This is a genomic window from Flavobacterium saliperosum, from assembly GCF_900100625.1.
Taxonomy (GTDB): domain Bacteria; phylum Bacteroidota; class Bacteroidia; order Flavobacteriales; family Flavobacteriaceae; genus Flavobacterium; species Flavobacterium saliperosum.
The window spans coordinates 244962-259787 of the sequence record NZ_FMTY01000003.1; the positions used below are offsets into that span (position 1 = coordinate 244962).

The following is a 14826-nucleotide window of genomic DNA, read 5'->3' on the forward strand; positions in this document are numbered from 1 at the left end:
TATGCAGGATTGGTTTACCCAAAATATAGCCTCACTCTTTACAAATTTAACTGCCGAAACGGTTACCGACTGGTTTGTTTACAATCCGAAGGAACCGATTTTGTTCAATACCGGTTTGTTCCTTGGAATGTTCCTGATTTTCTACAGTTTTTACATTACGCTTAAAAATACGTTTTATCCGCGTTTGGTATATGTAATCCTGTTCTCCTTGTTTTTCTATTACAAATCGAGCGGTGTTTTCTTTTTGTTGTTGCTGGGTTCTTCGATAGTCGATTATAATTTAGGGAATCTGGTCCACCGCACGCAAAGCGTACTGAATAAGAAATTGTGCCTGGCCTTCAGTGTGGTGTTGAATTTAGGCTTTTTAGGGTATTTCAAATACACGAATTTCATCATTGATACCTATAATTCGGTTTCCGACGGGCATTTCGAATTTCAGAAAATCATCCTTCCGGTGGGGATTTCGTTCTATACGTTCCAGTCGATAAGTTACATCATTGAGATTTACCGTAAGGAAATAGAGCCCACGAAAAGCTATGTGGATTACCTGTTTTTCGTATCGTTCTTCCCGCAGTTGGTAGCCGGACCTATTGTTCGTGCCAAAGATTTCCTGCCGCAGATTTATCAGAAATTAAACGTGACCAAAGACGATATCAACCGCGCCTTTCTGTTGATTATTGGCGGATTGATTAAGAAAACGGTGATTTCCGATTACATTTCGATCAATTTCGTGGATCGTGTTTTTGACGCACCTTCCGCATATACCGCTTTCGAAAATTTAATGGCCTCTTACGGGTATGCGATTCAGATTTACTGTGATTTCTCCGGATATTCCGATATGGCGATTGGGGTGGCTTTGTTGTTAGGATTCAAATTACCCACGAATTTCAGAACACCGTATCAGTCGGCATCGATTACCGAATTCTGGAGAAGATGGCACATTTCGTTGTCCACCTGGTTGAAAGACTTTTTATACATCTCGGTAGGGGGTAACCGTAACGGAACCTTTGCCGGATTTTTATTCCCAGCCTTGTTCTTTTTCGGATTGATTGTTTGGGGCATCACGTATGCGCCAACCAGTAATGTTCCTTTGATTATAGCAATTGGTTCCACCGTTCTTTTTGCCCTGACGTTTTTATTGTCTAAGGAAAAAGAGCGTACTATGTTTACCAATGTCAACCTGATGACCACCATGTTATTGGGCGGATTGTGGCACGGCGCGAGTTTGCGTTTCATCATTTGGGGCGCTTTGCACGGAATGGGACTGGCAGTTCATAAAATCATCATGGAGTTTTTTCCATCCAAAAAAGAGGAGAAAAAATCATTTTTCGGATACGTTTGGTTGGTGATTTCGGTACTGATAACGTTTCATTTCGTAACCTTCTGTTGGATTTTCTTCCGTGCGAAAGATTTTACCATTGCTTTGGAATTAATCAACAACATAGGAAAAGTAACTTTTGATTGGGAACAATGGATGGTTATTGCTCAAGGGTATAAAAATGTATTTTTGTTGATGGCTATCGGTTTTTCATGGCATTATTTACCCGAAAAAATGATTAATGCGATGCAATCGGTCTTCAAATCACTCCCGATTATTGTAAAAGCACTCGTGTTAGGATTGGTTTATTGGCTGGTGTATGCCACTGCTTCTGCGGGGCCTCAGCCTTTCATTTATTTTCAGTTTTAATTTTAATAAAATATTAAGTTAGCAAAAATTATCATAATTCATTTTTTTTTCTACATTTGAAGCAATGAAATTTTTGACAGCGATATTAACTTTTTATTTTGTGCTTCTGATGGGGACACCAACTTTGCGTGTGGTAAAGTCTCATATGAAAGCGCATTGTACGGCTACGGCTAAAAAAGGATGTTGTCAGAAAGAAGAAATACCCGAAGGCTGTCAGAAAGAAAAATGTGTGCTGAACATGAATTTTTCGGCAGGACAGTTCATCGTGCAACAGATTCAGAACCTTTCAATACCAATTGAATTTGAAACGGAAAAAAAAGAAAACCTGATTTACGAAAAATCGTTTATACCCAATTATTATAATACGTTTTGGCATCCTCCGGAAGGCATTTCCTAAATCCGAGATTACAAATTCAAAATAAACAAAATAAAAAATCAATAAATTAATTTTAAAAAATATCAATATGAAAAATATCGTAGCAATTTTAGCAGTAGCATTATTTACAGTTTCAATGAATGTAAATGCACAAGAGAAAAAAACCAGCGGACCTGCTAAAAAAGAAGCAACCACTAAAAAAGAAGAATGCTCTAAAGAAGAGAAAAAAGCTTGCTCAACAGGTGAGAAAAAAGCTTGTTGTTCTGCAAAAAAAGCATAATTCTTTAAGATTACCAGTAAGACGCCTCGAGAAATCGAGGCGTTTTTTTTGCTTTGTAACATAAGTTACAGATTATTGTTTATAAAATTATAATTTCACCAAGATTCTAAAAGTAGAATACTGCTTTTTTTTCGGTTTAGAGAAAAATCTGTTTAGGAAATTCTTTAGTGGTATTCATGGAATAATCCTAACGTGTTGGTGTAAAGTATATTAAAATTCATATATTAGGATTGTGAAATTTTTGGTCTACATAGTATGTGCTTATCTGATTGTACTGACGGCGTTGCCTTCGGTGCGGTCTGTTAAGTTGCATCACATTGGGTCGAAAGCACTTTCTTGTGAAAAAAAATCCTCAAGTAGCAGTTTTCCTGAGGGTTGTGAAAAAAGTAAATTCATAACCAGTTTAAATTTCAGTCCGCTACAGTTTGTAAGCGAATTACGGTTGACTCCAGATCCTTTTATTCTGGAAGCCGCTATCGGAAAAAACCAGTCCCATTACGAGAAGATATTTATCCCTAAATATCAGAATACGATATGGCACCCTCCCAAGACTTCTTCTTTGCTATAAATTAAATTCTCAATTATTATTAATGATGTCGGTTACTGTTTTATTCGGTTTCGGACACACTTATTTATACCTAATTATGAAGTCTATACTATCAATTTCAATAATGCTGTTTGGTCTGGCGTTTTTATGTTTGGGAAGCCAGTCCGCCACCATCCAATCTTCAAAATATTCTTTAGAAAAAGAAACGCCTTTCGCATTGGCACATTCTCAAGCCAACAAAGTTGTAACATCCGAAAGTTGTGTTCGTTGTCATGATTGTTCGGGAACCAATTTAGAAAATGACGAAACAATTCAAAACATTGTGACCCCTTCCCGTATCGGTGTTGAAAAAGCCGCGGATCAAGAATCAACATCGGAATCGGTTTTTGATGACACCCCAACTGTAAAACCGGAAGTGGCAGATCGTTTTGTTCAAAGGGAATTAAATTAAAGTACAGATGAAAAATTATATTTACATAGTGCTGCTGCTGTTTGCAAGTCATTCCGCATTGGCTCAAAGCACCTTTGCTTACGATGTGGTGCTTACACCGGTAACAGTTTCCGGTTTGCCGGGATTGCATTCGTATGCCTTTGCCCAATCGAACGGAAAATGGCTGATTATCGGTGGAAGAAAAGACGGAATTCACGCACGCCAGCCTTTTAACGCTTTTCCGGGTGCCCAAAACAATACCGACATTTATGTGGTTGATATCGCAACGCAACAATCGTGGTCGGCTTCTTTAAATTCTTTGCCAACTGGAATCAAGGAACAATTGCAATCCACCAACATGAATTTTCATCAGGATGGGGATGCGTTGTACATTATCGGCGGGTATGCTTTTTCCGTTACGGCAAATGACCATAAAACCTTTACTAATCTGACATCGGTTAATGTTCCCGGTCTGATCAATGCCATCATAGCCGGCACACCCATAGCGTCTTATTTTAAGCAGATTTCCAATGATGTTTTCGCCATAACGGGCGGGCAATTGGCAAAAATAGACGGTACCTTTTATCTGGTGGGAGGACACCGTTTCGACGGACGGTACAATCCGATGGGCAACCCAACATTTACACAGACCTATTCCAATCAGATCCGGAAATTTACCATCGACAACTCAGGAACCCAATTAAGTTATGCCAATTATCAGGAGATTACGGATGCGGTTCATTTGCATCGTCGGGATTACAATCTGTTGCCTCAGGTGTTTCCGGACGGCGAGTTGGGATACACCATTTCATCCGGCGTTTTTCAGATTAATGCCGATTTACCTTTTTTATACCCTGTGGATATTAAGAGCGGAGGGTACTTTCCGCAAACACAGTTCAATCAATATCTGAGTAATTATCATAGCGGGAAAGCCTGTTTGTATGATCAAACCGAAAACAGTATGCACAATTTGTTTTTCGGAGGAATAAGTCAGTATTATTATCAGAACGGAACTTTGATACAGGATGACACCGTTCCGTTTGTGAAAACAATAAGCAGAACTACGCGCTCGGCTGACGGGACTTTAACCGAATACCAGTTGCCTGTAGAAATGCCAAGCCTGAAAGGATCGGGCGCCGAGTTTATTATGAGCACTAATTTACCTCATTATTCCAACGAAGTGATTAAGCTCAGTGATATTACGGCAGATGAGTTTGTAATCGGGCATCTTTACGGCGGAATCCAAAGTTCTTCCAAATCGGCCTTTACAGACAATCAGGTAAATTTAACCAGTGCCGATCCTACGGTTTATGAGGTTAAATTAATCAAAAACCCGGCTTTGAGTGTTGCGGAAATTGATGGCAGCAATCCTTATTCCTTTACGGTTTCACCCAATCCGACCACATCAGATGATGTTAATGTGGAGTTCACACTAATAAAAGAAGTGCCTCTGGACTATTTGATATCTTCTTTAGATGGTAAGATTATTGAAAATGGTGAAATTGTAGGGACCAATATTGGCTTGAATACCATGAGTTTCGGTTTATCCAAAGCTAAGACCAATGTGGTAATCATCACGTTTGTTTTTGATAATAAGTATTTCGTTTCCCGCAAGGTAATCCGCAAGTAAAAATTTTAAAAAACAATCATCAGTAAAAGACACCTTTTTTGGGTGTCTTTTGTTTTACAGATGTTTTTAGTATTGGTACTAGTGGCCTTTTGTAATGTTTTTTCATATAAGCATTCTAGTGTTTAGTGGATTCGAGAGGAGTGTAACACTTGTTACTGACTATACTTTTTGTCCGTCATACATTTGCTTCATAATCAGAGATAAGTAAATGTTATGAAAAATAAAATTCAACTGTTATTATTAGGATTCCTTGTTTTTACGCAAGTGATGATGGCGCAGGATACGCTGCGTATTTCCAAAAACGATTTGTGGCAGAAAGCTTCCGAAAAGAACTTACAGCTCAAAATCGCCAATCAGGAATTCAAATCCGCTCAGGCCGATTATCGCCAGTCGAATTCGCTTTTCTTACCGAGTATCTCCGCTTCGCATACGGCCATGACCACGACCAATCCGTTAATGGCTTTCGGTTCGAAACTGAATCAGGAGATTTTAACCGCAGCCGATTTCAACCCGGCGTTACTGAATGATCCTAATCAGACCCAAAATTACGCAACCAAAATTGAAGTCTTGCAACCGATAATCAATGTGGACGGAATTTACGGCAGACAGGCGGCCAAAGCGAAGATGGAAGCCTATCAGTTGCAAACCGAGCGTTCCAAAGAATACCTGGAACTGGAATTGAGCAAAGCGTTTATGCAGTTGCAATTGGCATATAAAGCGGTAACGGTTTTGGAAAAAGCAAATACTACTTCCGAAGCGACACTTAAATATGTAGAGAACAATTTCAAACAAGGGTACCTGCAAAAAACCGATGTATTGTCTGTTCAGGTGCGTGTAAATGAAGTGAAAAACCAACTGCAATACGCCAAAAGTAATGTACAGAATGCTTCCGATTATTTAGCGTTTCTGCTTCAGGAAGACATGACCGGAAAAGTATACCAGCCCACAGAAGCTTTGGAAAACACCATCGCGGTGACTTCGGTAACGGCAACATTGTCTGACAACCGTAAAGATCTTCAGGCGATGAACAAGTCCAGTGAGGCGTATCGTAAAATGATGCAGTCCGGAAAAATGAGTTTTCTTCCGCGTTTGAACGCTTTCGGAGCGTATGAATTATACGATACTAAAATTTTCGGAATGGCAGCCAACGGTTATACGGTAGGCGCACAATTGTCATGGTCCTTATTCGACGGGTACAAGTCCGTGGGAAAACTTCAGAAAGCAAAAGCCGATTTCCAGAAATCCGAATTGGAGCTGAAACAGTACAAAGCACAAAGTCAGCTGGAACTGAACAAAACCAACCGTCAGTTATTGGACGCCGAAAATAAAGTGAACCTTTCGAAACTGGCTTTCGAACAATCTCAGGAAGCGCAAAGAATCCGAAAAAACCGATTCACACAAGGTCTTGAAAAAACCACCGATGTATTGCAATCGGAAACCCAAGTGGCCCAAAAAGAACTGGAATATTTGCAAGCCGTTTTCGAATACAATTTCACCCAACAATACCAACAATTTCTAACAAAATAAATAACCAACCATGAATAGAATCAGTAAATCTTTAATGATAATCGGAACCGCTGTTTTAGTGGCGAATTGTTCCGGCGATAAGAAACAGGAAGCTGTTACACAACCGACAGTTTCCGTAAAAGTGAGTACGCCTTCCGGTGATTCAGGCAGTCCGTTTGTAACCGCCAGCGGAAAAATTGAAGCCGAAAACAGTGCCAACTTAAGTACCCGAATGATGGGGTATGTAACCAAAGTGAACGTAAAAGTTGGTCAGAATGTAAAAGCCGGGCAACTTTTGGTAACGGTGAACAGTACCGATTTACAGGCGAAAAAAGCACAGGTGGACGCTTCCATTATTCAGGCAGAAGCCGCTTATAAAAATGCGAAGAAAGATTACGATCGTTTCGTAAACCTGTACAGTCAGCAAAGTGCGTCGCAAAAAGAACTGGACGATATGACGGCGCGTTACGAAATGGCAAAAGCCGGACTCGAAGCCGCACGACAAATGCGAAATGAAGTACTGGCGCAGTTTTCCTATTCGAACATAACCGCTCCGTTTTCAGGTGTAGTAACTAATACGTTTGTGAAAGAAGGCGACATGGCGAATCCGGGGATGCCGTTAGTGAGCATCGAAGGTTCGGGACGTCTCCAGGTAACCGCGATGGTTTCGGAATCGGACATCACCTCCATCAAAAACGGAATGCCGGTGAAAGTATTGGTGAAATCCTCCAACAAGGAACTAACTGGGAATGTATCGGAAATAAGTTTGTCGGCTAAAAATACAGGAGGACAATATTTAGTAAAAGTGAATTTGGATAAAACGGATGCGGCTACCTTATCCGGCATGTTTGTCAACGTACACTTTCCTGTTGAAAAAACGGTTAAAACAACCGAAAGCGATGTGGTTTTAGTACCCGAAAGCGCTTTGGTGAAACAGGGTCAGTTGACCGGAGTTTATGTGGTTGGGTCCAATAACACCGCGCTATTGCGTTGGATTAAAACCGGGAAATCGTTCGGGAATCAGGTAGAAGTGCTATCCGGCTTAAATGCTTCTGAAAGTTATGTTACTGAAGCCGAAGGGAAATTGGTTAACGGAGCGAAAATCAGTATTCAGTAACTGTAAACCGTTAACAGTAAACTTTAAACGAAAGAAATTATGCAAGAAGGTATTTCAGGAAAAATAGCCAATTTCTTCATCAACTCAAAACTAACCATCTTGTTGATGGTGGCGTTGATGATGATAGGCGTATACAGCTCGTTCTTAATTCCGAGGGAAGAAGAACCGCAAATTAATGTTCCGATGGCCGACGTAATGGTAGGTTATCCGGGAGCCAGCCCAGCCGAAGTGGAAAGCCGTGTGGTAAAACCGCTGGAGAAAGTGATTTCCAATATCAAAGGGGTGGAGCACGTACACAGTATGGCCATGAACGGTCAGGCGATGTTGATTGTTCAGTTTTATGTGGGTGAAGACATCGAACGCTCGTATGTGAAATTGTACGACGAATTGAATAAAAATGCCATGAATATGCCGCAAGGCGTGATGCAACCGATGGTAAAAACACGTTCCATAGACGATGTTCCGATGCTGGGACTGACCTTGTGGAGCGAAAAATACGATGATTATCAGTTACGTCAGATTGCCGGTGAGTTAACCAACGAAATCGAGAAAGTAAAGGACGTAGCCATTACCAATAAAATCGGAGGAAGAAACCGCGAACTGAAAGTAGTTTTGGACAAAGACAAGTTAGCTGAAAATGGAATCGATGCGCTTTCGGTAGTGCAGATGATCCAGGCCAACAATCAGCAATCGCAGTCCGGAAGTTTTGTAAGCAAAGACCAAGAGTATCTTTTAACTACAGGGAATTTTTTAACCTCGGATGAAGATGTGGAGAATCTGGTTGTGGGTGTAAACAAAAACATGCCGGTGTATTTAAAACAGGTGGCGGCCGTTCAGGACGGACCTTCATCGCCAAAAAGCTACGTCTCTTTTGGATACGGAACCGGAAATGAGGCGCGAGCGAAAAACACTTCGGAATATCCCGCGGTAACCATTTCGGTAGCCAAAGTGAAAGGTGCCGATGCGATGAAAATCTCCGAGAAAATCATCACGAAAGTAGAAGCATTAAAGAAAACATTGATTCCGAGTGACGTTCACGTGGAAGTGACCCGTAACTACGGCGAAACCGCGTCGCATAAAGTAGGCGAGTTGTTGCTGCACCTGGGTGTTGCGATTATTGCCGTGACGCTTTTGGTAATGTTTGCCATGGGATGGCGCGGCGGATTGGTGGTTTTCTTCTCCGTACCGCTAACGTTTGCACTGACGCTTTTCAGTTATTATTTATTAGGATATACCTTAAACCGAATCACCCTTTTTGCCCTGGTGTTCGTGGTGGGAATTGTGGTGGATGACAGTATTATCATCGCCGAAAACATGCACCGTCACTTTAAAATGAAGCGACTGCCGTTCAAACAGGCTGCGATTTATGCGATTAATGAAGTCGGAAATCCTACTATTCTGGCGACATTTACGGTTATTGCGGCTATTTTACCGATGGCTTTCGTATCGGGAATGATGGGGCCATACATGAGTCCGATGCCGATTGGCGCTTCCATTGCGATGATCTTGTCGTTGTTCGTTGCCTTGACAGTAACACCTTATCTGGGGTATCATTTGCTTCAGGAAAAGGACGAACAAAAACATAAAGAGGAGCAAGGTCTTGAAACCAGTTGGATTTATAGAATCTACAATAAGGTGGAGCGTCCGTTTTTGGAAAGTTCCAAAAAGCGTCTGATTATGTTCGGCATTACGATTGTATTGTTATTGGGTTCGGTACTGATGTTCTTTACCAAATCGGTAGCCGTGAAAATGCTGCCTTTCGATAACAAGAACGAATTCCAGGTGGTCATCGATATGCCGGAAGGAACTACGTTGGAACGCACTGCAGCGGTAACGAAAGAAATTGCGCAATACCTTTCCGGGCGCCCTGAAGTGGTGAGTTATCAGAATTATGTCGGAACCTCGGCACCAATTACCTTTAACGGACTGGTGCGTCATTACGACCTGCGTGGCGGAAGTAATATGGCCGATATTCAGGTGAATCTGCTGCATAAGGAAGACCGAAGCGAACAGAGTCACGACATCGCGAAAGCCGTGCGTCCGGAGATTCAGAAGATTGCCAAAAAATACGGTGCGAATGTGAAAGTGATTGAAGTGCCGCCGGGACCACCGGTTTTGTCAACTTTGGTAGCCGAAATTTACGGACCGAATTATGAAGAGCAGATTGAAGTCGCCAATCAGGTGAAAACCATACTGGAATCGACGTCTGATATCGTGGATGTAGATTGGATGACCGAAGACAATCAGACCGAATACAAACTCGAAGTTGATAAGGAAAAAGCCATGTTGTACGGTGTAGCGCCTCAACAAGTTGTTGCTACATTAACCACAATCATGAAAGAATATCCGGTTTCCCGATTGTACGATGAAAATTCAAGCGACAATATCGGAATCGTATTGGCTTTGGATGATAACGAGAAAACGAGTCTGCAGGATATTCAGAACATTAAGATCAAATCGGCGCAAGGAACTATGATTCCGGTGAGCGATCTGGTAAAAGTGAAAAATGAAACCCTGAAAAAAACGATTTACCGTAAAGACCAAAAACGCGTAGTGTATGTTACAGCGGATATGGCGGGAGTATTGGAAAGTCCGGTATATGCGATTTTGGGAATGAACGAGAAATTGCAGCAGATGAAACTGCCGAAAGGGTATAAAGTAAACGAACTGTACATGGAACAACCTTCGGATGAAAGCGATTTCACCGTGAAATGGGATGGCGAATGGCAGATTACCCTGGAAGTGTTCCGTGATTTGGGAGCGGCCTTTTTAATCGTGATTATTGTGATTTACATGCTGATTGTGGGCTGGTTCCAGAACTTCAAAACGCCGATTGTCATGATGATGGCCATTCCGCTATCGTTAATCGGAATTGTATTGGGTCACTGGTTGTTAGATGCTTTCTTCACCGCAACTTCCTTTATCGGAATGATTGCTCTGGCGGGAGTTATGGTGCGGAACTCGGTGCTGCTCATCGACTTTATCGAAATCCGACTCAAAGAAGGAGCGCCTTTAAAACAAGCCATTATTGAAGCCGGAGCGGTACGAACCACCCCAATTTTATTAACAACCGGGGCCGTGGTAATCGGAGCTTCCATCATTCTGTTTGACCCGATTTTCCAAGGGTTGGCGATTTCACTGGTGGCCGGAGCGATTGTATCGACATTATTAACATTGATTGTAGTTCCGCTGATTTATTACATAACCGAAAAACATAAATACGAATAACGATGAAAATGATGCTCATAACCTCCGTAAAAGCTTTTGAAGACAATATCAAATTGTTTTTAAAGGAAGCAGGAATTCAAAGTTATACCTATCAGGATGTTAACGGATTTAAAGACTGCTCCGGACTGTCCGTAAAGGATAACTGGTTTGCCAATGATAAGAGTGAGTGTGAATCGGTTTTGTTTCATGTTTTTACTGAACAAATTAAAACGGATGGTTTTCTTCAAAAAGCCAAAATGTTCAATGAAAAACAAGCGACAGCGAACGCTATTCATGCCGTAATAATTAACACAGATAAAACTTTATAATTATGATAAACAGAATTGTTAGAGCCGTAGCCGGCACGTTTATACTGATCAGTTTGTTATTGGCAGTGTATGTCAATCAGAATTGGTTGTGGTTCACAGGATTTGTGGGAATCAATTTGCTTCAGTCGTCATTCACCAAATGGTGTCTGCTGGAAGACATTCTCCGAAAAGTCTTCAAGATTCAGGATTAAATCAGAAAATAACCGTCGTAAGGCGGTTTTTTTATGCAATTTTATTCAGAAAAAAGCGTTAATTTTATTCTGAGTTTTTAATGTTTAAAATTTTGATATGAAAAAAATAGTAAGTCTTTCAGCAGCGGTTTTTCTGCTAATGGTTAGTTTGGGTTGTTCCGATGATGATGACAATAGCAATTCGTCTTCGTCAAATAACAGTCAGACGATAACGGCAATACGAAATGCGGTTTCTTCGGGAACTTGGCGCATCACCTATTTTTACGATACCGATACGGATGAAACCGCAAACTTTACCGGATACAATTTTACTTTTGGTGCCAGTAATGTGTTAACGGCAACCAACGGTGGTAATACCTACACCGGAACGTGGTCAGTAACCGACAGTAACAGCAATGACGACAGTCCGAGTGATGTCCATTTCAATGTAGGATTTACAGCGCCTCTCAACTTTGAAGATTTAACCGATGATTGGGAAGTGTTGGAACATACGGCTACCAAAATCAGATTGACCGATGTAAGCGGCGGTGGCGGCGGAACCGATTTTCTGACTTTCGAAAAGAATTAAATACAACACCAGTCTACGGACTGGTTTTTTATTCCTTAAAACCCAAAACTTTGCACCACTGTCACTTTGCACCTTTGCGACTTTATATTATCTTTGCACCTCATTAAACAAAAACTATCATGTTTGATAATTTAAGCGATAAACTCGATAAAGCCTTCCATATATTAAAAGGGCACGGAAAAATTACCGAAGTAAACGTAGCGGATACTTTGAAAGAAGTACGCCGTGCTTTACTTGACGCCGACGTTAACTTTAAGATTGCCAAAGATTTTACCTCTCGTGTAAAAGACAAAGCAATTGGTCAGGACGTACTAACAACATTACAACCGGGTCAGTTAATGGTGAAACTCGTTAAAGACGAGTTGACCGAATTGATGGGTGGTGATGCGGCCGGAGTAAACCTTTCTGGAAATCCGTCTGTGATTTTGATGTCGGGTTTACAAGGTTCGGGTAAAACGACTTTCTCCGGGAAGTTAGCAAATTTCCTGAAAACAAAAAAAGGAAAAAAACCGCTTTTGGTTGCCTGTGATATTTACCGTCCGGCGGCTATCAATCAGTTGCATGTGGTTGGAGATCAGATTGGTGTTGAGGTATATTCGGAACCCGAAAACAAAAACGCGGTTTCCATTGCCGAAAACGCGATTAAACACGCAAAAGCAAACGGTTTTAATGTCGTAATTGTCGATACCGCCGGTCGTTTGGCAGTAGACGAGGAGATGATGACCGAAATCGCCAACGTACACAAAGCCATCCAGCCTCAGGAAACCTTATTCGTAGTGGATTCCATGACAGGACAGGATGCCGTAAATACGGCAAAAGCGTTTAATGACCGATTGAATTTTGACGGGGTTGTATTAACGAAATTAGATGGTGATACCCGTGGTGGAGCCGCAATTTCGATTAAATCCGTAGTAAATAAACCGATTAAGTTCATCGGTACGGGGGAGAAAATGGAAGCGATTGACGTTTTCTATCCGGCGCGTATGGCAGAACGTATTCTCGGAATGGGAGACGTTGTTTCCTTAGTGGAAAGAGCTCAGGAGCAATACGACGAAGAGGAAGCACGTAAATTACAGAAGAAAATCGCTAAGAATGAATTCGGTTTCGACGATTTCTTAACGCAAATCCAACAGGTGAAAAAAATGGGTAACATGAAAGACCTTGTCGGAATGATCCCGGGAGCCGGAAAAGCGTTGAAAGATGTGGAGATTGAAGACGATGCTTTCAAACACATCGAAGCAATCATTCATTCGATGACCCCGGCAGAACGAACAAAGCCAGCGTTATTGGATGCAAAGCGTAAAATCAGAATCGCAAAAGGTTCCGGAACCGATATCCAACAGGTAAATCAATTGCTGAAGCAGTTCGACCAAATGAGCAAAATGATGAAGATGATGCAGGGCGCAGGCGGTAAAAACCTGATGCGCATGATGGGCGGAATGAAAGGAATGAGACCATAAATATAAAGACGTGAGCAATCGCGTCTTTTTTTATATAACAACAACACAATTAAGAAGCCAGGTTTTCAGGTTTTTATAACTTTTACTTTCTGACTTCTGACTTTAAACCAAATTAAAATGCAACTACTGGACGGAAAAAAAGTATCGGAAGATATTAAAAATGAAATCGCTGCCGAAGTACAGCGCATGAAAGACAATGGCGAAAAAGTGCCTCATTTGGCGGCTATCATCGTAGGAAACGATGGGGCCAGTTTAACGTATGTGGGCAGTAAAGTAAAAGCCTGCGAGAGAGTTGGTTTTGAATCAACACTGATTAAAATGCCAAGTACCACTTCGGAAACCGAATTACTGAAAAAAATCAAGGAATTAAACACCAACGACGATATTGACGGATTTATCGTGCAGTTACCGCTTCCGGAACAAATTGATACGCAGGAAGTGCTGATGGCCATTTGTCCGAGCAAAGATGTAGATGGATTTCACCCGGAGAACTTTGGTAAAATGGCTTTGGACATGAGTACGTTTATCCCTGCAACGCCATTCGGGATTTTGGAATTGTTAGAGCGTTACAACGTAGATACAGCCGGAAAACATACGGTGGTTATCGGAAGAAGTCATATTGTAGGCCGTCCGATGAGTATTTTGATGGGACGTAAAGGCTTCCCCGGAAACTCAACCGTAACCTTAACGCACAGTCATACCAAAAACATTACCCAGATTACTTCTCAGGCCGATATTATCATTACGGCATTAGGTGTACCCAATTATCTGAAAGCCGAAATGGTAAAGGACGATGTAGTGGTTATCGACGTGGGAATTACCCGTTTAGCCGATGAAACCAACCCGAAAGGATATGTGATTACCGGTGATGTTGATTTTGAAAACGTAAGCAAAAAAGCCTCGTTCATTACGCCGGTTCCGGGAGGAGTAGGACCTATGACCATTGCCATGTTGTTGAAAAACACCCTTTTGGCAAGAGAAAACAGAATGTGTAAATAAATGCGAATACTTCAAGCTGATAAAGACCAATTGTACATCGTACGTGATTTAGCCTACACAATCTGGCCGGATGCTTATGGTGAAATCCTTTCGGAAGCGCAGTTGGATTATATGCTGGAAAATTTCTATGCCATTCCTGCCTTGGAAATGCAGATGGAAAACCATCACGTCTTTTTATTGGCCGAAGAAAACGGTGTCTTTTACGGATTTGCCTCTTATGAAGTAAATTGTAATGCTACCGGAAAAACCAAGCTGCATAAAATTTATGTTTTACCTGAAACGCAAGGAAAAGGATTAGGAAAACTTCTTTTGGCGGAAGTGGAAAAAGCAGCTTTACAAGCGGGAAACCGCATCTTGTTTCTCAATGTAAACCGGTACAATATCGCTCAGGAATTTTACAAGCGTCTCGGTTTTGATATTGTCCATGAAGAGGATATCGAAATTGGAAATGGTTACCTCATGGAAGATTTCGTTATGGAAAAACCGTTATAAAATACAA

At 41.4% G+C, this 14826-nt stretch carries 15 protein-coding genes; all 15 read left to right on the forward strand.

Annotation, left to right across the window (positions count from 1 at the left end):
- The first annotated feature begins 1 nt into the window (after position 1).
- The 15 genes from BLQ05_RS07415 to BLQ05_RS07480 all read left to right on the forward strand — a co-directional run bounded on the left by BLQ05_RS07415 (position 2) and on the right by BLQ05_RS07480 (position 14819).
- Positions 2-1687, forward strand: coding sequence for an MBOAT family O-acyltransferase (locus BLQ05_RS07415; protein ID WP_023577170.1), 1686 nt, complete (start codon positions 2-4; stop codon positions 1685-1687).
- Positions 1688-1751: 64 nt separating this feature from the next.
- Entirely contained in the window at positions 1752-2084 is a 333-nt protein-coding gene (locus BLQ05_RS07420) for a hypothetical protein (RefSeq protein WP_035654758.1), read from the forward strand.
- Between the two features lie 67 nt (positions 2085-2151).
- Positions 2152-2343, forward strand: coding sequence for a hypothetical protein (locus BLQ05_RS07425; RefSeq protein ID WP_023577168.1), 192 nt, complete (start codon positions 2152-2154; stop codon positions 2341-2343).
- Between the two features lie 232 nt (positions 2344-2575).
- Positions 2576-2911 carry a hypothetical protein gene (locus tag BLQ05_RS13710; RefSeq protein ID WP_143000921.1) on the forward strand — a complete coding sequence of 112 codons (336 nt, stop codon included), beginning with the start codon at positions 2576-2578 and terminating at the stop codon, positions 2909-2911.
- A 76-nt stretch (positions 2912-2987) separates the two neighbouring features.
- Positions 2988-3341, forward strand: a complete 354-nt coding sequence (locus BLQ05_RS07430) for a hypothetical protein (RefSeq protein WP_143000922.1) — start codon at positions 2988-2990, stop codon at positions 3339-3341.
- A gap of 7 nt (positions 3342-3348) precedes the next feature.
- The gene (locus tag BLQ05_RS07435; protein ID WP_023577166.1) at positions 3349-4950 is read left to right on the forward strand and encodes a hypothetical protein; all 1602 of its coding nucleotides are present in this window, start codon (positions 3349-3351) and stop codon (positions 4948-4950) included.
- Between the two features lie 213 nt (positions 4951-5163).
- On the forward strand, positions 5164-6477 hold the full coding sequence (locus BLQ05_RS07440) for a TolC family protein (protein ID WP_023577165.1): 1314 nt from the start codon (positions 5164-5166) through the stop codon (positions 6475-6477).
- Between the two features lie 10 nt (positions 6478-6487).
- Positions 6488-7573, forward strand: coding sequence for an efflux RND transporter periplasmic adaptor subunit (locus BLQ05_RS07445; protein ID WP_023577164.1), 1086 nt, complete (start codon positions 6488-6490; stop codon positions 7571-7573).
- A 39-nt stretch (positions 7574-7612) separates the two neighbouring features.
- Positions 7613-10801: an efflux RND transporter permease subunit gene (locus BLQ05_RS07450; protein ID WP_023577163.1), complete on the forward strand. Its 3189-nt coding sequence runs from the start codon at positions 7613-7615 to the stop codon at positions 10799-10801.
- Positions 10802-10803: 2 nt separating this feature from the next.
- Positions 10804-11109: a hypothetical protein gene (locus BLQ05_RS07455; protein WP_023577162.1), complete on the forward strand. Its 306-nt coding sequence runs from the start codon at positions 10804-10806 to the stop codon at positions 11107-11109.
- A gap of 2 nt (positions 11110-11111) precedes the next feature.
- The gene (locus BLQ05_RS07460; protein ID WP_023577161.1) at positions 11112-11300 is read left to right on the forward strand and encodes a YgaP family membrane protein; all 189 of its coding nucleotides are present in this window, start codon (positions 11112-11114) and stop codon (positions 11298-11300) included.
- Positions 11301-11397: 97 nt separating this feature from the next.
- A complete protein-coding gene (locus BLQ05_RS07465) occupies positions 11398-11868 on the forward strand; it encodes a hypothetical protein (protein WP_023577160.1) in 471 nt (156 codons plus the stop codon).
- Between the two features lie 119 nt (positions 11869-11987).
- The gene (ffh, locus tag BLQ05_RS07470) at positions 11988-13328 is read left to right on the forward strand and encodes a signal recognition particle protein (RefSeq protein WP_023577159.1); all 1341 of its coding nucleotides are present in this window, start codon (positions 11988-11990) and stop codon (positions 13326-13328) included.
- Positions 13329-13445: 117 nt separating this feature from the next.
- A complete protein-coding gene (locus tag BLQ05_RS07475; RefSeq protein ID WP_023577158.1) occupies positions 13446-14327 on the forward strand; it encodes a bifunctional 5,10-methylenetetrahydrofolate dehydrogenase/5,10-methenyltetrahydrofolate cyclohydrolase in 882 nt (293 codons plus the stop codon).
- Positions 14328-14819 carry a GNAT family N-acetyltransferase gene (locus BLQ05_RS07480; protein ID WP_023577157.1) on the forward strand — a complete coding sequence of 164 codons (492 nt, stop codon included), beginning with the start codon at positions 14328-14330 and terminating at the stop codon, positions 14817-14819.
- The last annotated feature ends 7 nt before the right edge of the window (positions 14820-14826 follow it).

Coding starts and splice junctions, on each gene's coding strand:
- BLQ05_RS07415 (WP_023577170.1), top strand. CDS start 2: ATGCAGGATTGGTTTACCCAAAATATAGCCTCACTCTTTACAAATTTA.
- BLQ05_RS07420 (WP_035654758.1), top strand. CDS start 1,752: ATGAAATTTTTGACAGCGATATTAACTTTTTATTTTGTGCTTCTGATG.
- BLQ05_RS07425 (WP_023577168.1), top strand. CDS start 2,152: ATGAAAAATATCGTAGCAATTTTAGCAGTAGCATTATTTACAGTTTCA.
- BLQ05_RS07430 (WP_143000922.1), top strand. CDS start 2,988: ATGAAGTCTATACTATCAATTTCAATAATGCTGTTTGGTCTGGCGTTT.
- BLQ05_RS07435 (WP_023577166.1), top strand. CDS start 3,349: ATGAAAAATTATATTTACATAGTGCTGCTGCTGTTTGCAAGTCATTCC.
- BLQ05_RS07440 (WP_023577165.1), top strand. CDS start 5,164: ATGAAAAATAAAATTCAACTGTTATTATTAGGATTCCTTGTTTTTACG.
- BLQ05_RS07445 (WP_023577164.1), top strand. CDS start 6,488: ATGAATAGAATCAGTAAATCTTTAATGATAATCGGAACCGCTGTTTTA.
- BLQ05_RS07450 (WP_023577163.1), top strand. CDS start 7,613: ATGCAAGAAGGTATTTCAGGAAAAATAGCCAATTTCTTCATCAACTCA.
- BLQ05_RS07455 (WP_023577162.1), top strand. CDS start 10,804: ATGAAAATGATGCTCATAACCTCCGTAAAAGCTTTTGAAGACAATATC.
- BLQ05_RS07460 (WP_023577161.1), top strand. CDS start 11,112: ATGATAAACAGAATTGTTAGAGCCGTAGCCGGCACGTTTATACTGATC.
- BLQ05_RS07465 (WP_023577160.1), top strand. CDS start 11,398: ATGAAAAAAATAGTAAGTCTTTCAGCAGCGGTTTTTCTGCTAATGGTT.
- ffh (WP_023577159.1), top strand. CDS start 11,988: ATGTTTGATAATTTAAGCGATAAACTCGATAAAGCCTTCCATATATTA.
- BLQ05_RS07475 (WP_023577158.1), top strand. CDS start 13,446: ATGCAACTACTGGACGGAAAAAAAGTATCGGAAGATATTAAAAATGAA.
- BLQ05_RS07480 (WP_023577157.1), top strand. CDS start 14,328: ATGCGAATACTTCAAGCTGATAAAGACCAATTGTACATCGTACGTGAT.